Annotated in this window: 19 protein-coding genes and 1 riboswitch; of the genes, 13 read left to right on the top strand and 6 right to left on the bottom strand. The window is 44.3% G+C overall.

Annotation, left to right across the window (positions count from 1 at the left end; translation table 11 throughout):
* Nucleotides 1–63: 63 nt before the first annotated feature.
* From atzF to I6E86_RS01990, 6 genes are all read left to right on the top strand, one after another.
* Entirely contained in the window at nt 64–1,905 is a 1,842-nt protein-coding gene (gene atzF, locus I6E86_RS02015) for an allophanate hydrolase (protein ID WP_197174838.1), read from the top strand.
* A gap of 150 nt (nt 1,906–2,055) precedes the next feature.
* Entirely contained in the window at nt 2,056–3,081 is a 1,026-nt protein-coding gene (locus I6E86_RS02010; RefSeq protein ID WP_197174837.1) for an ABC transporter substrate-binding protein, read from the top strand.
* 72 nt (nt 3,082–3,153) lie between these two features.
* Nucleotides 3,154–4,095, top strand: coding sequence for an ABC transporter permease (locus tag I6E86_RS02005; protein WP_197174836.1), 942 nt, complete (start codon nt 3,154–3,156; stop codon nt 4,093–4,095).
* Between the two features lie 15 nt (nt 4,096–4,110).
* Complete coding sequence (locus I6E86_RS02000) at nt 4,111–5,031, top strand: ABC transporter ATP-binding protein (protein WP_197175034.1); 921 nt, start codon at nt 4,111–4,113, stop codon at nt 5,029–5,031.
* Between the two features lie 247 nt (nt 5,032–5,278).
* Nucleotides 5,279–6,034, top strand: a complete 756-nt coding sequence (locus I6E86_RS01995) for an endonuclease/exonuclease/phosphatase family protein (RefSeq protein WP_197174835.1) — start codon at nt 5,279–5,281, stop codon at nt 6,032–6,034.
* A 142-nt stretch (nt 6,035–6,176) separates the two neighbouring features.
* Nucleotides 6,177–7,172 (top strand): NADP-dependent oxidoreductase, encoded by a 996-nt coding sequence (locus tag I6E86_RS01990; RefSeq protein ID WP_197174834.1) that lies wholly within the window; start codon nt 6,177–6,179, stop codon nt 7,170–7,172.
* Here the strand turns inward: I6E86_RS01990 and I6E86_RS01985 are convergent.
* From I6E86_RS01985 to I6E86_RS01975, 3 genes are all read right to left on the bottom strand, one after another.
* Complete coding sequence (locus I6E86_RS01985; RefSeq protein WP_197174833.1) at nt 7,169–7,786, bottom strand: alpha-ketoglutarate-dependent dioxygenase AlkB family protein; 618 nt, start codon at nt 7,784–7,786, stop codon at nt 7,169–7,171. The genes I6E86_RS01990 and I6E86_RS01985 overlap by 4 nt on opposite strands.
* Nucleotides 7,787–7,806: 20 nt before the next feature.
* A complete protein-coding gene (locus I6E86_RS01980) occupies nt 7,807–8,697 on the bottom strand; it encodes an alpha/beta fold hydrolase (RefSeq protein ID WP_197174832.1) in 891 nt (296 codons plus the stop codon).
* 65 nt (nt 8,698–8,762) lie between these two features.
* The gene (locus I6E86_RS01975) at nt 8,763–10,667 is read right to left on the bottom strand and encodes an ABC transporter ATP-binding protein (RefSeq protein WP_197174831.1); all 1,905 of its coding nucleotides are present in this window, start codon (nt 10,665–10,667) and stop codon (nt 8,763–8,765) included.
* A gap of 307 nt (nt 10,668–10,974) precedes the next feature.
* On the opposite strand from I6E86_RS01975, the gene I6E86_RS01970 reads away from it, so the two are divergent.
* Both I6E86_RS01970 and I6E86_RS01965 read left to right on the top strand, forming a co-directional pair.
* Nucleotides 10,975–11,823: a DMT family transporter gene (locus I6E86_RS01970; RefSeq protein WP_197174830.1), complete on the top strand. Its 849-nt coding sequence runs from the start codon at nt 10,975–10,977 to the stop codon at nt 11,821–11,823.
* A 194-nt stretch (nt 11,824–12,017) separates the two neighbouring features.
* A complete protein-coding gene (locus tag I6E86_RS01965) occupies nt 12,018–12,908 on the top strand; it encodes a fructose bisphosphate aldolase (protein WP_197174829.1) in 891 nt (296 codons plus the stop codon).
* Between the two features lie 100 nt (nt 12,909–13,008).
* Here the strand turns inward: I6E86_RS01965 and I6E86_RS01960 are convergent, their stop codons facing one another.
* The gene (locus I6E86_RS01960) at nt 13,009–16,818 is read right to left on the bottom strand and encodes an autotransporter domain-containing protein (protein WP_197174828.1); all 3,810 of its coding nucleotides are present in this window, start codon (nt 16,816–16,818) and stop codon (nt 13,009–13,011) included.
* Nucleotides 16,819–17,011: 193 nt separating this feature from the next.
* On the bottom strand, nt 17,012–18,937 hold the full coding sequence (gene thiC / locus I6E86_RS01955; RefSeq protein WP_197174827.1) for a phosphomethylpyrimidine synthase ThiC: 1,926 nt from the start codon (nt 18,935–18,937) through the stop codon (nt 17,012–17,014).
* 246 nt (nt 18,938–19,183) lie between these two features.
* A riboswitch (TPP riboswitch) is annotated at nt 19,184–19,308 on the bottom strand.
* A gap of 303 nt (nt 19,309–19,611) precedes the next feature.
* Between thiC and pstS the strand changes: the two genes are divergently transcribed.
* The 5 genes from pstS (at nt 19,612) to phoU (ending at nt 24,818) form a co-directional block, all read left to right on the top strand.
* Entirely contained in the window at nt 19,612–20,766 is a 1,155-nt protein-coding gene (gene pstS, locus I6E86_RS01950) for a phosphate ABC transporter substrate-binding protein PstS (RefSeq protein WP_197174826.1), read from the top strand.
* 228 nt (nt 20,767–20,994) lie between these two features.
* Nucleotides 20,995–21,945, top strand: coding sequence for a phosphate ABC transporter permease subunit PstC (gene pstC / locus I6E86_RS01945; RefSeq protein WP_197174825.1), 951 nt, complete (start codon nt 20,995–20,997; stop codon nt 21,943–21,945).
* Nucleotides 21,946–22,009: 64 nt separating this feature from the next.
* Nucleotides 22,010–22,915 carry a phosphate ABC transporter permease PstA gene (gene pstA, locus I6E86_RS01940; RefSeq protein WP_197174824.1) on the top strand — a complete coding sequence of 302 codons (906 nt, stop codon included), beginning with the start codon at nt 22,010–22,012 and terminating at the stop codon, nt 22,913–22,915.
* A 78-nt stretch (nt 22,916–22,993) separates the two neighbouring features.
* Nucleotides 22,994–23,914, top strand: a complete 921-nt coding sequence (gene pstB, locus I6E86_RS01935; RefSeq protein ID WP_194363408.1) for a phosphate ABC transporter ATP-binding protein PstB — start codon at nt 22,994–22,996, stop codon at nt 23,912–23,914.
* A gap of 121 nt (nt 23,915–24,035) precedes the next feature.
* The gene (gene phoU / locus I6E86_RS01930) at nt 24,036–24,818 is read left to right on the top strand and encodes a phosphate signaling complex protein PhoU (protein WP_194363409.1); all 783 of its coding nucleotides are present in this window, start codon (nt 24,036–24,038) and stop codon (nt 24,816–24,818) included.
* An 81-nt stretch (nt 24,819–24,899) separates the two neighbouring features.
* Here phoU and I6E86_RS01925 read toward each other — a convergent pair whose 3' ends face one another.
* Nucleotides 24,900–25,190 (bottom strand): oxidative damage protection protein, encoded by a 291-nt coding sequence (locus I6E86_RS01925; RefSeq protein ID WP_194363410.1) that lies wholly within the window; start codon nt 25,188–25,190, stop codon nt 24,900–24,902.
* Between the last annotated feature and the right edge of the window lie 63 nt (nt 25,191–25,253).

The following is a 25,253-nucleotide window of genomic DNA, read 5'->3' as shown; positions in this document are numbered from 1 at the left end:
CTAGCCGATAGTGAGATAGCAAAACAACGATAAAAATGGCGAAGAATAATAGAGAGAGCAACTATGCAAAAGAATTGGACGATCAAAGATTGGCAAAGCGCTTATGCCGAAGGAACTACCCAGCTAAGTGATCTATTGGATTATGTGGTGGGTATCAGCAATGACAATAATGCTTGGATTGAGATTGCGACTCCTGAGCAGCTGACCGCTCAGATTGACAGTATCGCCACGCAAAACTCCCAAGACTTACCGCTATACGGCATACCGCTATACGGCATACCGTTTGCGGTAAAAGATAACATCGATGTGGCAGGGTTTCATACCACGGCAGGATGTACAGATCCTTTGTATTTGGCTGGCAAAGACGCGCATGTGATCGCCAAGCTAAAGGCAGCAGGTGCCATCGTCATCGGCAAAACCAATCTTGACCAGTTCGCGACAGGACTGGTAGGTACGCGCTCACCTTATGGGGCAGTGGCCAACAGTTTCAATCCTGACTATATCAGTGGTGGCTCAAGCTCCGGCTCTGCGGTAAGTGTGGCAAATGGCATCGTTCCTTTTGCATTAGGAACGGATACAGCAGGCTCTGGACGTGTGCCTGCGGGTCACAACAACATAGTGGGTTTGAAGCCTACAAAAGGCTGGTTCTCCAGTAAGGGTCTCATTCCCGCTTGTCGATTACATGATGTGATTTCTATTTTTGCACTGGGTGTTGATGATGCGTGGCACGTAGCACAGCTAATGAAGGGCTACGATAAAGAGGATGATTACAGTCGTATCCATCCTGCCACTGTGCCAGTCGCCTTTAGTCTTGGCAAAATTGCTATTCCTGATAGCTTAGAGTTTTACGGTGATACCGAGTCAGAGCAGGCTTTTGAGATAGCCATCTCGCAGCTACAGACGATGGGTTATGAGATCACGCCGATAGACTTTACCGTCTTTAATGAGTTAGCAGATGCACTCTATAACGACAGCTGGGTTAGTGAACGCACCTTTGCCATTGATCAGCTCGTCGAGCGTGACACATTGTTGCCTGTCACTCGCCAAATCATCAGTCAAGCTGAGAACTACAATGCGGTTGATGCGATGAGTGCTGAGTATTCTCGTGCTGCATTAAGTCGCCGTATTCAACAAATGCTATCTGAATTTGACGCATTAATGGTGCCAACTGCGCCGACTATCTATACCATCGATGCGGTCAATGCTGACCCGTTAACGAAAAACAGTCACATGGGTGCTTATACTAATTTTGTGAATCTAGCGGACTTGTCGGCGTTGGCGTTACCGAATCTAATTGCTAGAGATGGCTTGCCGCGCGGTGTGACCTTTATCGCTATGGGCTGGCATGATGAAGCCTTAGCCAACTTTGGACATCAATGGCAAACTGCTCTAGATATACCAATGGGAACTTCTCACCATCATTATCACTCCGACACCTCTCAAACGCGAACAACTCAATCTGATCAACCGCAATCGCTTATTCCACTAAGTACCGATGACAGTGACAGCAGTGTGGCATTAGCCGTAGTTGGTGCGCATTTGAGTGGTATGCCGCTCAATTATCAGCTGACTGATAGAGGCGGTGTATTGTCTGAGCAAACTCAAACGGCAGCCACTTATCAGCTCTTTGCATTGGCAGGATCAACGCCTGCCAAACCAGGACTGAAACGACACGAAGAAGGACGCTCGATTGCAGTAGAAGTCTGGCAAATCCCTAAAGCGAGATTTGGCGAAATCGTCAACGAAGTGCCTACGCCATTAGGCATTGGTAATGTTGAATTGGCAGACGGGCGCTGGGTTAAGAGCTTCATTTGTGAAGAATATGGGTTTGAAGGTGGTACAGATGTGACCGCATTCGGTGGTTGGAAAGCTTATATAGCCAAGCAAACAGAATCGGTTACTTAGATGGCTGCTTAATTAATCAGCATTCAGACTGACTCAATTTGAATATGATCCAAAATAGTAGCGCCAGTAATATTCTCTCTCGTGGTATTGCAAACAATAATCAACGGACATTCCCATAATGGGCTTGTCTTTATTCAAGGAGCAAGACTCATGAATCGACGCTTATTTACTTTTGCGGTTCTCTCAAGCTTTATGCTATTTGGTTGTGACAACACGGCCACCGTATCAGCATCTGAAGGGGAGGCGGCACCAGAAAAAGTCACTGCCTCAAATGATGATCCAATCTCTATCGGTTACAGTGATTGGCCTGGCTGGGTAGCATGGCAAATTGCAATTGATAAAGGCTGGTTTGATGAAGCTGGCGTGAATGTTGAGTTTAAATGGTTTGATTACTCAGCCTCATTATCTGCTTTTGCGTCCAGCCAGTTGGATGCCATCTCTGTGACCAACGGTGACAACTTAGTCAACGCTGCGAGCGGTAGTGAGGGCATCATTATTTTGGTCAATGACTACTCAGCAGGTAATGATCAGATCATTGCTAAACCTTCGGTCACCAGCATAGCAGATCTAAAAGGCAAATCAATCGGTGTCGAAAAGGGCTTGGTAGATCATTTACTGCTCAATAGCGCGCTGGCTGACAATGGGTTGACAGAAGCTGATGTAACGCTGGTGAATGCAACCACAAACGAGCTACCACAAGTCTTCACAAATGACAGTATTGACGCCGTCTCTATCTGGCAGCCCAATGCCAATCAAGCACTAAAAAATGTACCAAGTGCAAAGGCTATTTATACCTCAGCGGATAAGCCGGGTCTTATTTATGACACGCTAGCCGTCAGTCCCGCCAGTCTATCTGCGCACAAGGCAGAGTACGCCAAGATCATTCAGGTATGGGGCAAGGTCGTCAACTATATCAATGATCCAGCGACTAGAGATGATGCGATCAGCATTATGTCTAACAAGGTCAATGTCCCTGCTGATCAATATAGTGCTTTCTTGAATGGGACGAAATTGATGAGTCTGGAAGACAATGAAAAGATTTTTGCGAAGTCTGATGAGCTGAGCTCTATTTATGGGTCTAGCTATCACGTCAATCAGTTCAATATTGATAATAAAGTTTATGATCAAACGCTGGATATAGATAAATTGATCTATCCTGATTTGATTAATCAGTAAGGATAGTTGCCGTTTTATTTATTACAAAGGCAGTGGTTGTTGAGTCTTTATCATCGTTTTAGAGGGTAGCCCATGAGTCATATCAATACATATTTAACCAAGAAAACCACGCTTGGGCTCAATGTACTCTCATTTTTGATTCCAATCTTAATATGGTGTGCGGTCAGCTACCTTCCTTTTATTTGGCATCCGCAGGTTGAGATTACCGATGCTGGCGCGAGTACCTATCTACAAGAGGGCAGCCGCATTGATAAAGAGGTATTTTACCGTGAGGCACAGGATGCGATGGCCTCTGATGCAGTACCGCCGCAAGGAAAGTTGGTCAATCCTGTTTACTTGCCAGCACCTGATGAGGTAGCCACAGCGATGGTCACTGCGTTTGTCACCTCGCCTACACAAGCTGATGGGCCATGGTTACATGAGAGTCTCTGGCAGAGTATCCGTACGGTATTTATCGCTTTTTTTATCTCATCTATCGTCGGTATACCACTAGGTCTGCTGTGCGGGTTTTCTCAGAAAATCGCACAAATCACTCAGCCTTTCATAGAGTTCTTTCGCTATCTACCAGCGCCAGCATTTGGACCTTTGGCCGTGGCGGTGCTTGGTATTTACGATGGACCAAAAATTGCCATCATCGTGATTGGGACTCTATTTCAACAGATTCTAATCATTGCAAATACCACGCGTACTATGGATCTCGGTCTTATTGAGGCAGGTTATACGCTAGGCACAACCAAACTAAAAAGCTTCTTTTATGTACTGCTGCCTGCCGTCTTGCCTGATGTCTATCGAGACCTGCGTGTTCTACTGGGATGGGCATGGACGTATTTGATTGTCGCTGAACTGATAGGGACGACGTCCGGTATTACATGGTTTATTGTGCAACAAGCCCGCTACCAACATTTTGATAACGTCTATGCAGGTATTCTACTCATTGGGTTTATCGGTTTAGGTACAGATATCTTGTTGTACCAACTCGGTAAAAAACTCTTCAAATGGAAAGCGAGTATTTAAATGATAAATAACGATATGGTCTCTTCCGTCCCTACAGATAGTGCACGCACCACCCATAGCGGTGCCACTGATGATTATTTCAAAGCGCTTTATCAGCGAGATGTGGTGCTGCAAGTTGATCAACTGACACAATCGTTTGATCAAGGTGGTAGCCAAAAAGTAATATTGAAAGATGTCAGCCTAAAAATCTATGAGCGTGAGTTTGTATGTGTGATTGGGCCTTCTGGTTGCGGTAAATCAACATTGGGTCGTATCGTTGCAGGCTTAGATGCGTATCCTAGCGGCGAGGTGATCGTTGATAAAGAAAAAGTCAAAGGCCCAAGCGCCAGTCGTGGCATGGTTTTTCAAGGTTATACGTTATTTCCTTGGAAGACGGTGAAAGAAAATGTCATGTTTGGTCCTATTATGGGCGGTCGCAGCAAGTCGAGTGCAGAGCGTAGCGCTCGTGAGTGGCTTGATGTGGTTGGACTGACCAAGTACGAAAACCACTATCCACATCAGCTGTCTGGCGGTATGAAGCAGCGTGTTGCGATTGCGCGAGCGCTGGTCAATGAGCCAAAAGTATTGATCATGGATGAGCCTTTTGGCGCACTTGATCCTTACACGCGTCAAAAAATGCAGAAGCATTTGCTAGATTTGTGGCGCAATATTGATATTACCATCGTATTTATTACGCATGACATGGATGAGGCAGTATTACTGTCAGATCGTATCGTTGTGCTAAAGGCCAATCCAGGTGAGGTACAAGAGATTATTGAAGTGCCGCTCGCACGGCCTCGTTCTCCTGATATTGTGACAGACAGTCATTTTTTACAACTAAAAGCTCATATCAATAGTATCGTTCACAATCCACAGCCTGTTATTGATCCTGCGTTGACAGATATGCCAGATATTCCACGTATGACGCCTTTGGATATAAACAAATCAGTAACATAGTCATTTATCTTAAATTATCAATGGCATCATGTAGCATTAATTTTAACCAGCACGATCGTTGTTAGCCATATGGCGCATTGGTTGTGCTTTATCGTATTGAGTCATAAAGACTATGATCTATTTATCAGTTTCTCTTAGCAATACTACTACGAGTTATCTCTGATTAACTGCTGCTGATAAATACGACTGCTGTTATACTCAGTAGCGTATTCATCTGCTTGCTGATCTTTTTATGACGAACGAAATTATGACTACCACCTCTTTTGTGCTGACCAGCTACAATATTCACAAAGGCATGTCACCACTAAACCGCCAAGTAAAAATGCAAGGTATTGCTAAAGCACTAGAAGCTGCGGGTGCAGATATACTGTGCTTGCAAGAAGTGCAAGGACAAAACCTCAAGCGCAACATACAATACAACGAATACCCAGATCAGTCGCAGCACGAATGGTTTGGCGAGTTTTTAGATCTAGAAAACAGCTATGGTAAAAACTCAGAATACGAGAACGGCCATCATGGCAATGCCGTATTGAGCAGATTTCCGTTAGATCCAAAACACAATGTCAATATCACCGTCAATAAACTTGAGCAACGCGGCGTCTTACACTGTGAGGTACAGCCTATCGGTTGGGAGCGACCTGTCGTTGTGTTATGCGCGCATTTAAATCTGTTTGAGCGTGATCGTATTAAGCAGTATGAAGCCATTACTAACTATATATGTCATGAGATTTCTGATGATCAGCCATTGATTTTGGCAGGCGACTTTAATGATTGGAAGAAAATGTCTTGCGATAAACTGGCGCATGATCTTGGTATGACCGAAGCCTTTAAACATTGCCATGGCAAGCTAATGCCGACGTTCCCAGCCAAGTTACCCGTACTCAGCCTAGATCGTATCTATGTACGCAATCTGGTTGTTAAGGACGCTTGGGTACACACTGGCAAACCATGGTCAACGCTATCAGATCATCTGCCAATTAGCGCAGAATTGGCTTTGCTATAAAATAGCGATAAAGTACTAAAAAAATAATGAGAAAAGCTCTATAAAATTAAGCTTGTATAAAATGCAGCCTTTATCAAATAAAGTGTCAATCAAAAAATGGGCGCAAAATAAATCGTCCGATAACATATAAGGATATATAACGATGTCTAATAATCAAATACCAAATACTCAGCATGCGGTGCTCATACGTGAATTTGGCGAGCCTGAAGTGATGCAATACCACGAAGATGTGGCAGTACCAGAACTGACTGACGACCAAGTATTGATAAAAATTGCCTATGCTGGCATCAACCCTGTCGATTATAAAACACGTCAAGGTAAGGGTTGGGGAGCGGCTGCCATCCAAACAGAAAAGTTCGATAATAATCAGCCTGCAATTTTAGGTTTTGATGTAGCAGGCGAAGTAGTCAGCAGTAATAGCGACGAGTTTGCTATCGGCGATAGAGTGGCCGCTTTGAGTTTTAGTGGTTGCGGCTATGCACAATATGCGGCAGTAGATGCCAAGTTGCTTGCAAAAGTGCCAGAAAATGTCACCTTGGAGCAAGCGGGGGCATTGCCTTGTATTGGTCAAACGGCGTTACAGTTTGTAGATTTTGCAGATATAAAAGCAGATGAGCATGTGGTGATCAATGCGCCAGCAGGCGGCGTCGGACATTTATTGATTCAATTGCTCATGAATAAAGTGGCGCAAGATAATATCAAAGTGACGGTAATTTGCTCACCAGAAAAGTACGCCAAGCTGGATGAGTTAATAGATAAATCTAAGCTGGCAGGTTGGATTGATTATACTAAGGATGAGGCATTCCCTGAGCTGCAAGCGGATGTACTGTTAGATTTGGTTGGCGGTGATGCCGGTATACGAGCGCTTAGCGTGATCAAGCCTGAAGGGCATGTCTATGTATTACCCACCATTTGGGTAGATAAGCTCAAAGAAGCAGGTAGTCAAAAGAACTTAAATGTGGCGGGTTATAAGTCGGAGCGTAATGGTGACGACATGGCACGAGTTCTAAAGCTTGTCGCAGATGGTGCGCTGACGCTAAAGATTCAAAAAATCTATCCACTCTCTGAAGTCGTTGTCGCTCACCATGAGCTGCAAAAAGGCGATGCCTTTGGCAAGATAGTTTTGAAGGCTGACTAGCTCAAGACCATCTGCCGAAACGTCAGGCTCATACGCCCTTCTGATACCTTTTTAGTCTTCGTAATGGTGTGTTTCCAAAAGGTTTGTGTGTCACCATGCATCACAACTAACTGACCAGACTCAAGATGAAGTTCGACTTTGTCTTGAGTTTTTTTATGCTTAAAGACAAACTTACGCGTCGCACCAAGAGATAGCGAAGCAATGATTGGCTGAGCACCTAGCTCTTTTTCATCATCTGCATGATAGCCCATACCATCAGAGCCAGTAGGATAATAATTAAGCAAGCAAGTATTAAAATGAGCAATAACCCCAATTTTTGCTAAAGCTTGCTCAATATACTGTTTCACGTGGAACACTGTACTTGACCATGGCACTGTCTGCCGAACATGCCCTGAGTATTGATAGTCTGCCTCTGTATCTCCCATCCAGACGATTTGTCGAGTCGTCACGTGAGTCTTACCAAACAACGTCACGATATCTGATTGCCAAGGAAGGTCGGTGAGTAAGGTGTTATAAAGAGTGTTGGCGTCATCGATAATCACCCCTAGATCGTTCACCTTACCATCATAGGGCAGTAAATTATCGGTGGGCGCAGGGGCAAAGAGATCAGTCATAGGTTATTTGTCTTAAATCCTTATTGGCTGTTTTGATAATGCTCATTGATGATTTTAGCGCACAGTTCAGGCGCTTCCATTGGTAAAAGATGACCGTAATCTGACAGCGAGATGATACTGCTATCTGGGACAAATTTTTGCCATTGATTTCTCACTTTGTTATTAATGAATAAGGTAGGCTTACCAGTAATCAAGGTATACGGACAGTGCAGTTTTTTGAGCGCCGCATCAATATGAGGTGCGCCAAAATAGTTGGCGAGCTCTTGCTCAGGCGCGAATATCAACGTATAGCTACCATCTTTATTTTTGCTTAAGCTTTGCTCAGCAAACACTTGCAAATGCTCATCGCTGATACGTTTATAGGCTCGCTGCGCCCGTAGGCTCTCATAATAATCATGGACGCTCGGCCAAGTAGATTGCTTGATTAACGTGCTTTTAAAAGGCTCACGGTTCAGCAAAAGCTTACGCGGTAATAAGTTATATAAGGTGGCTTGGTTTTTGGTAAAGGTCACAGGCTCTATGAGATACAGCTGCGAAAATAACTCTGGACGTTTGGCTGCTGCAATGGCGGTAGCCGTTGCGCCTTGCGAATGTCCAATGCCAACGATAGGGTTGTCTTGGGTTTTTTCCAAAAACTCAATCAGCATGTCGGCATCTTGCTCGCGCGTGAGGCGACGGCTTTGTGGCTTATCGTACCAGTAGCCACGCAGGGCGAGGGAGCAGACCTCAAAATTATTTGTCAACGCGCTTAACAATGGTGTATAGGTACCAACCGTAAAACTGTTACCACCATAAAAGTGCGCTGGTGCGCGTGGAGTAGAGTTTGAATCTAACGGTTGATTAAATTGGCTAAGGTTATAATAGCGCGCCTGTTTTCTATTAAGACTGATACTATTTGTGAATGCTTCCATAAAATAAACAATTCCTTGTGACTTATTTTTGTGATTTGTTTTATTGTGGTTTTTCTCAATGAATCTTAGTTATCTTCACCTAAGAAACCACCACTTTGACGCTGCCACAGTCGGGCATAAACGCCATTTAATGCCAACAGCTCATCATGGCTGCCTTGCTCGATGATACGACCTTGATGCATGACAACCAGTCTATCCAGTGCGGCAATGGTAGAGAGGCGATGCGCGATAGCGATGACCGTTTTGCCCGTCATGATATCGTTTAGACTCTCGGTAATAGCATATTCGATCTCAGAATCTAGCGCACTAGTCGCTTCATCTAACAATAGAATGGGCGCGTTTTTTAGCATAACACGTGAGATGGCAATGCGCTGACGTTGACCGCCAGATAGTTTGACGCCGCGTTCACCCACTTGGGTATCAAGGCCGACGTTGCCTTTGTCATCATACAAGTCTTTGATGAAATCCCACGCTTGCGCTTGTTTGGCCGCTATCATAATTTCTGCATCCGTCGCATCAGGACGACCATAGGCAATGTTTTCACGCACAGTACGATGTAGCAATGACGTATCTTGAGTCACCATACCGATTTGCCTGCGTAACGACTCTTGCGTAACGGCATCGATAGCTTGACCATCAATCAGGATTTTACCGCTATCGACATCGAAGAAGCGCAGTAATAGATTAACGAGCGTTGATTTACCAGCACCTGAGCGTCCGACCAAACCAATCTTTTCACCGGGTTTGATGTCGAGGTGAAAATCGTCTAATAATTTGGTGTATGCGGTTGGCGTATGCTTAGTAGCATCAAGAGGCGCTCCGTCTATACTCTCGTCCTCATCCCCTTCATAGCTAAAATCAACATGGTCAAATACGATGCGACCGTCCGTAACAGCAAGCGCTGGCGCATTAGGTTTGTCCACAATCGTTTGCGGCGCCGACAACGTGCGCATACCATCTTGTACCGTACCGATACTTTCAAACAAACTGGCTGTCTGCCACATGATCCAGCGTGTTAAGCCATTTAAGCGCAGTGCCATGGCGGTCGCTGCCGCAATCGCGCCGACACCAACTGCGCCCTGCTGCCATAAATAAAGCCCGATACCGGCCGTACTACTGACCAAAATTACACTAATCATATGCGTGGACACTTCCAAATAACTGACCCAGCGCATTTGTGCATGTACCGTACCTAGGAATTGTCCCATGGCATTTTTGGCATAACCCAGCTCACGCCGCGAATGGCTAAACAGCTTAACGGTCATGATATTGGCATACGCATCAGTAATGCGCCCCGTCATCAACGCGCGCGCATCTGCTTGAACTATGGCCGTCTCCTTGAGTTTAGGGATAAAGTACCAAATAGTTATCGCAACCAAGACCAGCCAAATCATAAAAGGAATAAGTAACAGGCTGTCTAAATTGAATAAAATCACCCCTGAGGTGATAAAATACACAGAGACATACATGAACATGTCGGTGACAGTCATCACCGTATCGCGAACGGCTAGTGCCGTCTGCATGACTTTGGCTGAGACTCGACCCGAAAACTCATCTTGATAAAACTGCATGGATTGACCCAGCATCCGCTGATGAAAACGCCAGCGCATCTGCATGGGGAACACGCCTTGCAAGGTCTGAAAATGGATAAAAGACGATAAGGCAATCCATATCGGACTGACTATCATGACCGCGAGCATCAGGAGCAGCATATCGCCTTTTTCTAGCCATAGATTCTGCGGCGTATATACACCCAGCCAGTCAACGATATTGCCAATCCAAGCAAATAGCATGGCCTCATAAATGCCGATACCAGCGGACAAAATCATGAAAATCAGTAGCCAGCCGCGCAGTCCAGTGGTACATGCCCACAAAAACTTGAGCATACCATCACGAGGGGATGGCAATGGCATGGGGGTATCAGGAAAGGCGGGCAGACGGTTTTCGAAAAAGCGAAATAGAGCATTCATAGGCAGTAATAAAACATCAATAGCAGTACGTCAAGATGAACGAGTAAACTCGCTATCTCAAATCTTTACTTTTGTGATTGGGGTTACCCGCTATTTTAGCAAAATAACCCAGCAGACCTGCAGGCTAATTGTAATTTGAACGTAGCAGACACTATCTGGTACTTTATCTTTTGAGCACTGATAAATGTCTGACTCTATGATGAATATATTGCTACATTTCAAATTTTGTTTCAATTTAGCTGTGATAGCAGATTTGGTATTCACATCAATTGGCATAAAATATCAAAGCGTAATAAGGCAAAAAAGTATGATGTATTTAACCATTGCGGTGCTTTGTAGTGTCGCCGTTTCAGTACTTCTAAAAATATTACGACAGAAAAACATAGACATCCGTCAGACTATTGTTGCCGGTTATCCAGTCGCCTTTTTGCTCACTTGGTTATTATTAAAGCCTGATCTGAGTAGTATCAATGCGCTTGGAAGTGCTTGGGGTATTGTCATTGCACTTGGCATCCTACTGCCAGCGGTGTTCATTATTCTTGGACGTGCTATTGAATCAGTGGGTATGGTCGCAACTGATGCCGCGCAGCGTTTGTCTCTCATTATTCCGATTGTAGCCGCCTTTTTGTTTTTTGGTGAGATGCTGACGGGTACGCGTGTGTTTGGGTTGGTACTGGGGTTTTTGGCATTGGGCGCATTGATCTATCGGCCACAGCATAAAAACATCACCACGCAAGCAAAACAGACGCCATTGTGGCTATTTGGCGTGTGGGCGGGCTATGGAATCATTGACATATTGTTTAAGCAGGTCGCCAAACATGGTACTGCTTTTCCATTGACGTTGTTTCTTAGTTTTGGTTTGGCCGGTTTGCTGCTCTTTATCTATTTACTCGTGACGCGCGTGCGCTGGCAAGGCAATGCGCTAGCAGCAGGGGTATTACTGGGTGCGCTAAACATGGGGAATATTTATGCCTATGTACGCGCTCACCAAGTATTGCACGAATCGCCCAGTATCGTCTTTACAGGTATGAATGTTGGGGTCATCGCCGTTGCAACTTTGATAGGGGTTGGGGTGTTCAAAGAGACGCTTAATCGTATCAACATGCTGGGATTGGGGCTGGCTGTTTGTTGTGTGGCGGTACTATTTTTGGCGTGATAGATTTAGGATGTCGTTAATGGATATCTAATAAATTAACACATCGAAATATCTAGGCCATGCTCACGTATCCCATATAGGCAGACAAAGCATCCTATGGTAAGGTTATCTAAAAATGGCATGATTTGTATAAACTAACAAAAACTCAATCTATAACGTTTAACTTTAATTAATAAAAACAGGATGCACTCTCAATGGAATATGACAAGCAATTACAGCGCATAAAAAACAGTTCAGGCTTTATCGCGGCGCTCGATCAAAGTGGGGGCAGTACACCTAAGGCGCTAGAAACTTATGGCGTGGGTAGTGATGATTACGATAATGACGAGGCCATGTTTGATATGGTGCATAAAATGCGTGCTCGTATCATAACGTGCAAGGCTTTTGATAATGAACGGGTACTTGGCGCGATTTTGTTTGAAGACACCATGGAGCGTGAAATCAATGGTAAGCCAACCGCCAATTATCTATGGGAAGATAAAAATATCGTGCCATTTCTGAAGGTAGATAAGGGTTTGGCTGAGCAAATGAGTGGCGTGCAAGTGATGAAGCCGATGCCAAATCTAGACTTGCTATTAGACAAAGCAAAAAACTATCCGGTATTTGGTACCAAAATGCGTTCTGTTATCTATGAGCCAAACGTCGATGGTATTGAGCTGGTCGTACAGCAGCAGTTCGATGTGGCCAAACAAATCATCTCGAAAGGTCTAATGCCAATCGTTGAGCCAGAAGTGGATATCAACAGTAGCAATAAGCACGAATGCGAAGTCATACTCAAAACCAATATTTTGCGCAATCTTGAACGTTTGAGTGACGGCGTACAAGTCATGCTTAAGCTGACATTGCCAGAGGAAGCAGGATTTTATCAAGAATTGATTGACCATCCCAATGTATTAAAAGTAGTGGCACTATCGGGTGGTTATAGCCGTAGTGACGCATGCGCTAAGCTCAAGCAAAACCCCGGTATGATTGCCAGCTTCTCGCGTGCCTTTACCGAAGGATTGAGTAAACAGCAAAGCGATAGCGAGTTTGCTGACACTATCAACACCTCTATCGAAGAGATTTATCAGGCGTCGAAAGTTTAGGTTCAAAATAACGAAATTTACAATAAATTAGACACATAAAAAAAGCTTGAACCTAAGATAATTAGATTCAAGCTTTTTTATTCTGCAGCAGTATTAACTATTAAAAAGTCGTTTGTAAGGAAATATTTGCGCCTTGACTGTCATAGTTATCACGCCACTCACCACGATAACCTACAGATAGCTTAGTATTGATAGTTGGTGTGTAGCTCAAACCAATACCTGCAATACCAATTTCGCGGCCAACTTCTTGTCCAATGGTAGTGAATTCATCATTAGGCATACTGATGAAGCTTGCCGTAATATCAGATCGGCGATCACCATTTTCAATAGCTGCTGCCAATTGACCAGTGAGTGCAAGCGTTGGTGTCAATGCTTGTGACAAACGCAGCCCTGCAGTCCAGCGCATTGACTCATAGGTATTTTCATCGACATTTAAGTTATATACACCAGCCCCTGTTTCACGATAGCTGTCGCTCTCAGCACGCGCATAGTTCACTTGGGCGAACGGAGTCACATTACGCTGCTGAGTGCCAATACGATGATCAACGCCTAGTCCTGCTTGTAAGGTATCAACAGAGTAATCAGAGCTTGCAATAGCATCTGTCAATATGGTCATACGACGTTCACCTTCAACGTCACTGTTACCTAGACCTGCATGGAAGTTTAGAGCAGTTGCTTCGCTTACAGTATAATTACCGTATCCCAATACTTGCCAGTTTTTGGTAGTTAGCTCCTGATCAAGACTAGTACCGTCGGTATCTGCATCACTCTTGATGTAGGAGAAAGCAACGCCTAGGTTTAAATCACTATTGACAGGTGTGTCTAATCCTACAATGGCACCGTATCCTTCAGAGTCATAGCCAGTAATACCGTTTTCGGTATCATGGCTACTGTCATTACCGAGCAGTTGAGCCCAAAGGTTACGCTGAGGGGTAGTCTGGCTATGTTCGTTGATAGCATCAGTCACTGCATAGTTAGCATCAGTGATGATACGATTGGTTGCACCCATAAATAATGGCTGTAACTGATTGGTAGCTGTCGCAAGCTGAGCCTGATTGAAGTTGATGGTAGAGTTAATCAAGCTATCAGCCAATACATTGTCACCATTTGTCACACGGTCCTGAATGGCTTTGTCTAATACATAGGCGATGCCTACGTCATTACGTTGAGACTGAGTATTTACTGATTCTACAAACGTGGTATCAACAACTGGTGGCTCAGGTATGACTACTGGTGGCTCAGGTATGACTACTGGTGGCTCAGGTATGACTACTGGTGGCTCAGGTATGACTACTGGTGGCTCAGGTATGACTACTGGTGGCTCAGGTATGACTACTGGTGGCTCAGGCGTGACTACTGGTGGCTCAGGCGTGACTACTGGCGGTTCAGGCGTGACTACTGGCGGTTCAGGCGTGACTACTGGTGGTTCAGGTGTGACTACTGGCGGTTCAGGCGTGACTACTGGTGGTTCAGGCGTGATTACTGGTGGTTCAGGTGTGACTACTGGTGTCTCAGGCTCAACTGGTGCTGTACCCATTTTTAAATGTACAGCATTAGCGTCACTGTAATCTGCGTAAAAACTGACCAGTGGGCTGTTATCGCTGACTGATACAAACTCACCAGTACGACTGTCTGCGCTAACGATATTTTTCCACTCATTACTACCAGACATGCCTGCGATAGCTTCAGAAGCGTAAACTTTTAAAGCCCCTTTGCTGATATCAGCATTACCATTAACGACTAATTGACCATAACTCTCTAGATTACCTTCATCTTCGATATCAAGGGCAATACCTAGCGTGTCATTTGTCGCCATAGTATAGTCGCCGTTCAACTTCAGAATACCCTCAGTAATTAAAGTTTCGCCTGTCCATTGCTTGCTATTAGCAGACATCGTCAAAGTCCCAGTACCAACTTTGGCGAACCCTCCTTTGACTGCTTCAAAATCCACAGCGCCTACATTACCCATCAGTACAGCATTTGGGTTAATCGTGACATCATTATCAATAACATCAAATATTAGACCGTTTGAACCTATTTTGATGGGCTGCTTGTCGGTAAAGTTGGCAAAAAGATTTGGCTGGTCATTTCCAATAGTTAAATCTGCACGATCAAAATAAACATCAGAAAGTGTCGAGTCGACACCGCGCGAAATATTATCAACCGCTAAAAATCCATCATTAACGACCCTTAGAGTCCCTGACCCTTCATTACCAACTATAAGGTTACCAGCATCGACAAGAGCACTATCAATATTGAGCTCACCGATACCTGTTGTAGTATCACCAATAATAGTATCTTTTGAGATCTCCATTCCAATAGACCAAGCACCATCATCAACATCATAAGTGTTGTTAATGTTTACGATGCCTTTGCCTTCTCTGCCTATTACGAGTCGCTCACTATCGATGCTACTCGTAAAAAATTTTGAACCGCCATCTAAATTAATAGTGCCTTTTCCTGTTGACTCATTACCAACAGTAATTAAATCATTTACAGACAAGGCACCACCTTCTTTGACATCAACAGTACCCTTACCAGATGCACCGACCACCATTCCGAGAGTTTCGACTCTTGCATTATCAATGTTTAACTCTCCAATAGCGTTTTGACTATCTTGGTCAAAACCGCCAACCTGAGTGATTCGGTCAACTTTCAGACTACTTTTATCTCTAATATTTACGACTCCTTTACCATTAACGCCTCCAACTAAAAGGTCGCTGGTCTCAATCTGAGATTGTTGCCCTGTCATATTAATAGTGCCTATATTTTCGACACCCACTATAATGGTATCTAGGTTTTTCCACTTTCCACCGTTAGAGAGATTTACTTCGCCTAGAGCGCTACTTTCTTGAGCTAAATCAGCATTATTAGAATTTAGTGTAGCGTTGTTTGTAATATTTATAATTCCTGAGCCTTCTCGCCCTACTATTAGACTTGAAGTAACATTAGCTACAGAATTTGAATCAGTAATAGAAAGGGTACCTTTAGCCTTTGATAGATCGCCTACAGATATTTTGTCGCTAGTAACAGTCCCTGCACCGTTAATGCTTAATGAACCATCCTCAGTTGTTCCTATAAAAAAACTATCTTTAACGTTGATGTTTGATCCTACACCTTTAACAACTACATTGCTTCCCGAAGAACCTATATCATTAGCAACGACTAGAGTGTTACTAGTAAGTTCACCACCATTTTGAACGGAGAGACTACCTATACCATTATCACCGACAAAGGTATTATTTTGAGCAGTTAAATTACTTCCAGTACCATCAATGACCGCGTTGCCTACTGAATCTGCAGCGTCGGCAATGATCAGATTATTTGTCGTAACCTTGCCTGAGGTATCTACATTCAAACGTCCTGTAGTGTTTGGACTGTAGCCTAATATTACTTTATCGGTAGCCTTTAGCTCTCCATTGTTGATAACGTTAACTTCACCATCAACGAGCCCTCCTATCGCTATAGCTGGTGCATTTAATGAGGCGTTATCGACAGTAACTCTACTAAATCTACTCACTCCTACGGTACTACTGACACCTGCTTCTACAGCGGCCTTATTTTTAATAAAAACGTCTGTATCTATAACCAAAATTTGACCATTTGGATTTGCACCGAAGTTAATTTGATGGTTTGGCGCTGCAATAACAGTGCCTGAACCCGTTATCAAAACACTACCATTAATAGCAACATCGTCTTGATACTCTGTCCGCTGTCCATCATTGATTACAACATCAGCCGCTATGGCCGTCCCCGACAATCCAAGCATAGCTACTGCTAATGGAGCAAGTATGAGCTTAGTAGATACTTGTGATTTACCTGATGACTTGCCACGAGACTTGGCAAGCTCAGACACGCATTGATAAACACCTAATGAACGATTGAAGACAACGCGGTAGACATGATTCATACTGGAACCTTAAGAGAATGGGTTTTTTAAGTAACATTTGATTACTAATTGACCAGTATATTACTCTATTCTATGAATTTGTCTATATTTTATACACAAAAGTTTGTTCCAATTTGATTGTTTGCAAAAGTAAAAAAGCTGCCTTAAAAAGGCAGCTTTTATTTTTATCTATTGGGTTAAGTTTAATACCTAGTTATAAGGCTTTGAGCCCCGCCGCATAATCCCGCACGTTTTGAGTGATCTTCATTGAGCAGAATTTAGGGCCACACATTGAGCAAAAATGAGCAACTTTGTGTGCATCTTTTGGCAACGTTTCGTCGTGGAATTCACGTGCTGTATCTGGATCGAGCGCCAGATTGAACTGATCATCCCAGCGGAATTCAAAACGGGCTTTAGATAAGGCATTGTCACGTGCCTGTGCACCTGGATGACCTTTAGCCAGATCAGCAGCGTGAGCCGCAATCTTATAAGTGATGATGCCGTCTTTAACGTCTTTTTTGTTAGGTAAACCCAAGTGTTCTTTTGGCGTCACATAACAGAGCATGGCAGTGCCAAACCAACCAATCATCGCAGCCCCTATAGCACTGGTGATATGATCATAGCCGGGTGCAATGTCAGTCGTCAAAGGCCCTAGCGTATAAAATGGCGCGTCAGCACACAGATCAAGCTGCAAATCCATATTTTCTTTAATACGGTTCATGGCGACATGGCCTGGTCCTTCAACCATGACTTGCACATCGTGCTCCCACGCCACTTTGGTCAGCTCACCCAAGGTTTTGAGTTCGCTAAATTGCGCTTCGTCATTGGCATCTTGTAAACACCCAGGGCGCAGACCATCACCTAAGCTAAAGGCGACATCGTAAGCTTTCATAATCTCGCAGATGTCTTCAAAGTGCGTGTACAAAAAGCTTTCTTGTTGATGCACCATGCACCACTGCGCCATGATAGAGCCGCCGCGTGACACAATACCGGTTAGGCGTCCGGCAGTCATCGGCACATAGTCCAACAGCACACCTGCGTGAATAGTGAAGTAATCCACTCCTTGCTCGGCTTGTTCAATGAGCGTATCGCGGAATATCTCCCATGTCAGGTCTTCAGCCACGCCATCGACTTTTTCTAGCGCTTGATAAATAGGGACAGTACCAATCGGCACTGGCGAGTTACGAATCAGCCATTCGCGGGTTTCGTGAATATGATTGCCAGTCGACAAATCCATAATGTTGTCCGCACCCCAACGTGTTGCCCACGTCATTTTTGACACTTCTTCATCAATAGAAGAACCAAGCGCTGAGTTACCGATATTGGCGTTGATTTTCACTAAGAAATTACGCCCAATAATCATCGGCTCAGATTCTGGATGGTTGATGTTGTTGGGGATAATGGCGCGACCTGCCGCCACTTCGCTACGCACAAATTCAGGAGTGATTATTTTGGGTGTATTGGCACCGAAACTCTCACCGTCGTGTTGACGCATGTCAGTCAACTCATGCTGCTTTTGCGTTTCACGAATGGCGATATATTCCATCTCTGGGGTAATAATGCCGCGACGTGCGTAGTACATTTGGGTGACGTTACCTGTTTTGCCATCGACATCTTTGGCGCGGCGCGGTTTGTCGATATGAGCAAATCTAAGGTTAGCAGTGCTGATGTCACGAGCGCGAGCCAGTCCATAAGCGCTAGACAAGCCACGTAATTGTTCGGTATCGCCGCGCTCATTTATCCAGCCTTCACGCAGCTTTGGCAAGCCTTTGGTCAAATCAATCTCGACGTTAGGATCGGTATAAACGCCTGATGTGTCATAAACATAAAATGGTGGATTCTGTTCCCATTCGTTCTCAGACAAGCCTTGCACAGGGGTAGGGTCAAGCGTGATCTCGCGCATGGGTACTTGAATATCGGGGCGTGAGCCTTCGATATATACTTTACGAGACGCTGGCAAAATACGGTGTAAGTCGCGCGCATCTTCTTCGAAGCGAGCATCACTTGCTGTGCGGTGAGCAGGCGTTTTTAGCGCATCAGCTTTTTTATCCGCTTTGCTGTCAGTGGTATTGAGTGAGGCACTGGCTGGAGTATGGGTTTGAGCGGTATGGGTATTTGAGGTGGTGCTTGAAATAGTCATATGCTGTCCTAGCGTGTTGGTTTTTAAATAAAATCAACACCGCCAGTATCTGCGGAGGTAGCATCAATCATCTAGACAAGTTCATATTGTGAGTACAAGCCTGCAACCAAAAACATCGTCGCAGGTATCGGTCATCAAATATCAGACGCAGCTTTGTATCGATCGCCGCTATCAGGTCATGCATTACGCATATTAAGACAGTAGTGATGATAAAAAGGTATTTCTACGCGTCCCTTGTCATAAATAACAAAGTGCTTAAGACTTCCCTGCGTCGGTACTAACCGCATCAGGTTCGGCGGGTGATCTCTCAGCGAATGTATCAGAACCAACCATCAGTCAGTCAATAACACACCGCACCCCGAGTCTGTCAGTGTTGTGAATCACCCTCATACTAACAAAATTCTGTACCAACGGCTAATAGTATTTAGCTAAGTATATGGCAACTTAAGATGGCATCTGATGGTTTGCATGAGTACGGTTATGTTAGGGTGTTGACTATAAGATGTTGATATTATATGTATTTATTAAAAATATAGCAGTGCTACCTAAATATTATGTAAAGCGAATGAAAGATTGTGATAACTGTCATGAAACTGTCATAAAGATTTGGCAAGATAGCATGCATATCACAAACGATGCTTTTTCATACCGTTGTTAAACTTTAGGAGCTCTACATGCGTTATTCGTTATTGGCAGTGGCTGTTAGTTGTACATTGATGCTCACGGCGTGTAATAAATCAACAGAGACAGCAGAAACCACTGCTGACACGAGCAGTAGCGCTGTCACGACAACTGAAACGACACCTTCTACTACTTCAGGTTTTAAATCTGCTGAAAATATCGCCATGAATATCACGGGTGCAGGTGCATCATTTCCGCAACCTATCTATGCCAAATGGTCTTATGACTACAATGCTGCTACCGGCGGCCAAGTCAACTATCAGTCGATTGGTTCATCTGGTGGTATCAAGCAAATTCAATCAAAAACGGTCGATTTTGGTGCCTCTGATGCGCCATTGACACCTGAAGAGCTTGAAGAATCTGGCCTTATCCAGTTCCCGACAGTTATCGGTGGTGTTGTGCCAATCGTCAATATCGACGGTATTGAGCCTGGTGCGTTAAAGTTGGATGGTGAAACGCTAGCAAACATCTATTTGGGTAAGATTAGCAAGTGGAACGATCCTGCTATCACTGCTATGAACCCAGATTTGACCTTGCCAGATGCAGCAATTACCACGGTATTCCGCTCAGATGGTTCTGGCACCACTTTTAACTTTACTGACTATCTAGCCAAAGTCTCACCAGACTGGAAAGACACAGTTGGTGTTGATAAAACAGTCAAATGGCCAACGTCTGCAACTGGTGCAGGTGGTAAAGGTAATGAAGGGGTTTCAAGCTACGTAAACCGTATGAAAAACTCTATTGGTTATGTGGAATATGCCTACGCTAAGCAAAACAAAATGTCACATACGGCACTAAAAAATGCCGCTGGCAACATCGTTCAGCCATCTGCTGAGACCTTTGCTGCTGCAGGTGACATTGATTGGTCACAACAAGAAGGCTTTTATAAAGTCATCACTAACTCTGAGACTGCGCAAGCATGGCCTATCGCTGCTGCGACCTTTATCTTGGTACATAAGCAACCAGAGAATCCGCAGCAAGTCGCTGGTGTATTGAACTTCTTTGATTGGGCCTACACTCAAGGTGATGACAGCGCCATGTCACTAGACTATGTCCCATTCTCTGATACAGCGGTTGCCTTGTTCAAAGCGAAATGGAACGACGTAAAAGGTAGCGATGGTCAGCCTGTTTATAAGCCTGCACAGTAATCTTGCTACGCTAGTCATTGTTTTATAACTTTATAAACCTCCTCTTAAATCACTATTCTCCGGTAGTGATTTAAGAGGTTTTATCACAGCAAATTTGACCATAATATTGATAGTACTGATGGGTATGTCGAGAACCATCATCAATGATTATATGGGTTGAGTTTGCTGTCATAAGACTAAACGAAAATACTGGTTTTTTGAATTCACCCATTCAATGCTGAGACACTTATGACAGACTTAAGGTCCCAACTGGCTAAACAAAAACGTTACGATGCTTTATTTGTCAACTCTACTAAAGCGTTTGCCATACTGGTGCTCCTATCTTTAGGGGGCATTTTGGTGTCTCTCATTATTGGTGCTTGGCCAAGTATCCAAACGTTTGGCCTTGGATTTTATACCAGTAATAATTGGGACACGGTCGCCAATGAGTACGGTGCACTCGCACCTATTTATGGCACCTTGGTGACGTCATTCATCGCCATTGCGATCGCCGTTCCTGTCAGTTTTGGGATTGCCATATTTTTGACCGAGATGTGTCCTAAGTTCCTCAAAAAACCACTCGGTATCGCCATTGAGCTATTGGCTGGTATCCCTTCTATCATTTATGGTATGTGGGGATTGTTTGTCTTTGCGCCATTCTTTGGCGATCATATTCAGCCATGGTTCATCGAGCACATTGGCCCATTGCCTATCGTTGGTAAGTTGTTTGAGGGCGCGCCTATGGGTTTGGGCATGTTTACCGCTTCTTTGGTACTTGCCATCATGATCATCCCATTTATCGCCGCCACCATGCGTGACGTTTTCTCTGTCGTGCCAGATCTGCTCAAAGAGTCAGCCTACGGTATGGGCGCGACGACGTGGGAAGTGATGTTCAAGATTATCCTGCCGTATACCAAAGCTGGTGTGGTTGGTGGCGTTATCTTGGGGCTTGGCCGTGCATTGGGTGAGACCATGGCAGTGACCTTCTTGATTGGTAACGCCTTTAACATCAGCCCAAGCCTGTTTACCTCAGGCGTGACGATTACCTCAGCCTTAGCCAACGAGTTTGCCGAAGCGTCGAGCGAGCTACATCTGGCGTCTTTATTACATTTAGGCTTAATCTTGTTTGTCATCACCTTCATCGTGCTGTCTTTAGCCAAATTAATGCTTATGCGTATGGATCACAAAGCAGGCAACTGATCAGATCCAAACGGAATCATTAGACCTTGATAGATATTGATAAAAGATATGGGAATTGAATATTATGCCTGCTAACAATGTGATCAATGCTCCAATGCCTAATAAGCCAAGCAGTGCTGGGCGTTATAACCAAAGCCTATACAACAAGCGCCGCTGGACCAATAAGTTGGGTTTAGGCTTTGCCATGTCAGCGATGATTTTTGGGTTGTTTTGGTTGTCATGGATTTTGGTGACTTTATTTGTTGAAGGCTTTCAAGGCATAGTGCAGCTGCCGATATTTACGGCTGATACGCCGCCACCGATGAGCCCAGGTGGTCTACGCAATGCGATTGTTGGTTCAGTCATGCTAGCGTTTTCAGGATTGTTCATCGGTGCGCCCATTGGTCTAATGACAGGTATCTATTTATCTGAGTTTTCTAAAGGCAGTATGCTTGGCAAGGTCACCCGTTTTTTAAATGATATCTTGTTATCAGCACCATCAATTGTCATTGGTCTATTCATATATGCTTTAATGGTAAAAGGTCAGAGTTTTTCTGGTTGGGCAGGCGCGTTGGCATTGGCATTGATTGTTATCCCTGTCGTCGTACGTACGACTGAAAACATGCTGAATTTGGTGCCTAACAGCTTGCGTGAAGCCGCTTATGCACTTGGCACACCTAAGTGGAAATTGGTAACGCAAGTGACGATCAAGGCTGCCAAAGCGGGTCTGACGACAGGGGTGTTATTGGCCTTTGCCCGAATCACTGGTGAGACAGCACCGTTACTATTTACGGCGCTTAACAACCAGTACTTCAGTACCGATATGGGTCAGCCAATTGCCAACTTACCCAATACCATCTATCAGTTTGCGATGAGTCCTTATGATAATTGGCACACATTGGCGTGGGCCGCGGCGCTTCTGATTACAGCATCTGTCTTGGTATTAAATGTTTTGGCAAGATTTATAGGCAATCGAGGTCAGGTCAAATAAATCCTGAAGCTAGATGACATAACACCAAGCATTTACTCACACTTATACGAAATCAATTAAGCTAGGTTGGATAATATTATGAATGACGTCGCAAGCAAAACACGCACCAAAAGCACGGTTGATACATTCAATACGACAACTGGCAATTTATTGAATCGATCCATGTCTACGAGCACGCAAATGCAGCAACCAGATACTGCCAGCCTGACCAAACAAACGCTGCATGATTTGCCCAAAAATATGCCTCCTGCAAAAATGGAAGTGCGAGACCTAAACTTCTATTACGGTGATTTCCAAGCATTAAAAAACATCAATATCGATATCCCTGATAAAAAAGTCACCGCCTTTATTGGTCCGTCAGGTTGCGGTAAGTCTACGCTGTTACGTACATTTAACCGTATGTATGATTTATATCCAGGGATGCGAGCAGAAGGCATCATCAACCTTGATGGTAATAATATCCTAGGTAAAGACATCGATGTAAACTTGCTGCGCGCCCAAGTCGGCATGGTTTTTCAGAAGCCAACACCGTTCCCCATGTCTATTTATGACAATGTTGCTTTTGGGGTACGACTGTATGAAAAACTCAGCAAAGCTGAGCTGGACAACCGCGTAGAGTGGGCGCTAAAAAAATCAGCATTGTGGCCAGAGGTGAAAGACAAGCTCAAAGCATCAGGACTGTCGCTATCAGGTGGTCAGCAGCAGCGTCTATGTATCGCTCGAAGTGTCGCGACCAAGCCTGAAGTTTTACTGCTTGATGAGCCGACGTCAGCGCTTGATCCTATCTCGACTGGCGCGATTGAAGATTTGATTGAAGATCTCAAAAACGACTACACCATTGCTATTGTCACTCACAACATGCAGCAAGCCGCGCGTGTGTCTGATTATACGGTTTATATGTATTTAGGCGATATGATTGAGATGGGTGAGACCGATCAGGTATTTACTAAGCCTGTGCAAAAGGCGACAGAAGACTATATTACAGGTCGCTATGGCTAATATTATGAGCCAATAAATACGGCATGGTTCATCCGTCTAAGCAGACTTCATTCACAAGCCAGCTCGTACGATTCAGCAAGTAACTGTGCTACCAAAATATGGATTTTAGGGAATACCTCTCATGCAAAGTGACAAGCATATCTCCAAAAGTTTTGACCAAGATCTTGATGAAGCCATCCGTTTATTTTTGTACATGGGTGATAGTGCTGCCAACCAAGTAGCCAAAGCCATTCGTGCGCTCATTGACAAAGACGAGACATTGGCACAAGAAGTCATTGATATGGATTTTGATATCAATCGGATGGAAGTTGAGCTTGATGAACATATTTTATTATTGGTGGCAAAGCGTCAGCCAGCCGCCAGTGATTTGCGATTGGTCATGTCGATCAGTAAAGGGGTGGTAGATTTAGAGCGTGTCGGTGATGAGGCGGTGAAAATCGCGAAAATGGCAAGCAAGCTCGCGGCACAAGGCAAATCGGCATACGGCTATGCCGAGGTGCAACACTTGAGCAATCAGGTAAGATTGATGCTCAACAACGCATTAGAAGCCTTTAGCCAATCGAATGCTGAGCAAGCATTTGAAGTCATGCGCAACGACAGCGTGGTCAATAACGAATATCAATCTGCTATTCGTGCTTTGATGACTTATATTATGGAAGACTCAAGACAAGTCTCAAAAGTCATCAATATCATGTGGATACTTCGCTCGCTTGAGCGTATCGGTGACCATGCTCAAAACGTAGCAGAGCTGGTGATTAACTATATTAGTGGCCAAGATGTACGCCATTCAGATTATGCAATGGTCGAAAAAGCCGTGCAAGAAGCCAATGATCGCTTGGCTGCCCGCCAAGTCAGTAACATCTCAGTTGCAGACTTTGACTTATTAAACAATGACGATGATTAATAACAGCTACTATCTTATGATCAATAAAAAACGCGCTGAATATAGCGCGTTTTTTATTGGTGATGACAAAGTCTAGATTGATTAGCTTTCTGGCGTCCAGCCTTGTGCACGCTCATAGTCTTCATTATCTAAGAACTTATCACGTTGCTCTGTCAGAAACTTTTTAGCTGCTGGATCTAGCATGCTCAAGTGGTTTTCATTGATAAGCATCGTTTGATGCTCAAGCCATTCTTTCCACGCTTTTTCAGAGACGGTTTCTTGGAGCTCTTGACCTTTTTTATTAGGAAAAGGTGGATGCGGCATCTTTGGTAGGTCTTGTTTGTACTTACGGCAAAATACAGTGTTGGCTTGAGGATTAAAAGTCTCAGTCATCAGGCATTCCTTATTCGTGATAGTAAGTGGTGAAACCAAATGGTCATATGATTCTATGATAAC

Source organism: Psychrobacter sp. SWN149 (genome assembly GCF_015864565.1).
In the GTDB taxonomy this organism is placed as follows: Bacteria; Pseudomonadota; Gammaproteobacteria; order Pseudomonadales; family Moraxellaceae; genus Psychrobacter.
Note: the sequence above shows the minus strand (reverse complement) of the source record. Positions and strands in the feature narration are given on the sequence as shown.

Excerpts from the sequence above, each read along its gene's own strand:
- pstS (WP_197174826.1), top strand. The coding sequence starts at position 19,612 with ATGCGTTATTCGTTATTGGCAGTGGCTGTTAGTTGTACATTGATGCTC.
- I6E86_RS01970 (WP_197174830.1), top strand. The coding sequence starts at position 10,975 with ATGATGTATTTAACCATTGCGGTGCTTTGTAGTGTCGCCGTTTCAGTA.
- I6E86_RS01995 (WP_197174835.1), top strand. The coding sequence starts at position 5,279 with ATGACTACCACCTCTTTTGTGCTGACCAGCTACAATATTCACAAAGGC.
- thiC (WP_197174827.1), bottom strand. The coding sequence starts at position 18,937 with ATGACTATTTCAAGCACCACCTCAAATACCCATACCGCTCAAACCCAT.
- I6E86_RS01980 (WP_197174832.1), bottom strand. The coding sequence starts at position 8,697 with ATGGAAGCATTCACAAATAGTATCAGTCTTAATAGAAAACAGGCGCGC.
- pstC (WP_197174825.1), top strand. The coding sequence starts at position 20,995 with ATGACAGACTTAAGGTCCCAACTGGCTAAACAAAAACGTTACGATGCT.
- I6E86_RS01960 (WP_197174828.1), bottom strand. The coding sequence starts at position 16,818 with ATGAATCATGTCTACCGCGTTGTCTTCAATCGTTCATTAGGTGTTTAT.
- I6E86_RS01985 (WP_197174833.1), bottom strand. The coding sequence starts at position 7,786 with ATGACTGATCTCTTTGCCCCTGCGCCCACCGATAATTTACTGCCCTAT.
- I6E86_RS01965 (WP_197174829.1), top strand. The coding sequence starts at position 12,018 with ATGGAATATGACAAGCAATTACAGCGCATAAAAAACAGTTCAGGCTTT.
- I6E86_RS01925 (WP_194363410.1), bottom strand. The coding sequence starts at position 25,190 with ATGACTGAGACTTTTAATCCTCAAGCCAACACTGTATTTTGCCGTAAG.
- pstB (WP_194363408.1), top strand. The coding sequence starts at position 22,994 with ATGAATGACGTCGCAAGCAAAACACGCACCAAAAGCACGGTTGATACA.
- I6E86_RS01990 (WP_197174834.1), top strand. The coding sequence starts at position 6,177 with ATGTCTAATAATCAAATACCAAATACTCAGCATGCGGTGCTCATACGT.
- I6E86_RS02000 (WP_197175034.1), top strand. The coding sequence starts at position 4,111 with ATGGTCTCTTCCGTCCCTACAGATAGTGCACGCACCACCCATAGCGGT.
- atzF (WP_197174838.1), top strand. The coding sequence starts at position 64 with ATGCAAAAGAATTGGACGATCAAAGATTGGCAAAGCGCTTATGCCGAA.
- pstA (WP_197174824.1), top strand. The coding sequence starts at position 22,010 with ATGCCTGCTAACAATGTGATCAATGCTCCAATGCCTAATAAGCCAAGC.
- I6E86_RS02005 (WP_197174836.1), top strand. The coding sequence starts at position 3,154 with ATGAGTCATATCAATACATATTTAACCAAGAAAACCACGCTTGGGCTC.
- I6E86_RS01975 (WP_197174831.1), bottom strand. The coding sequence starts at position 10,667 with ATGAATGCTCTATTTCGCTTTTTCGAAAACCGTCTGCCCGCCTTTCCT.
- I6E86_RS02010 (WP_197174837.1), top strand. The coding sequence starts at position 2,056 with ATGAATCGACGCTTATTTACTTTTGCGGTTCTCTCAAGCTTTATGCTA.
- phoU (WP_194363409.1), top strand. The coding sequence starts at position 24,036 with ATGCAAAGTGACAAGCATATCTCCAAAAGTTTTGACCAAGATCTTGAT.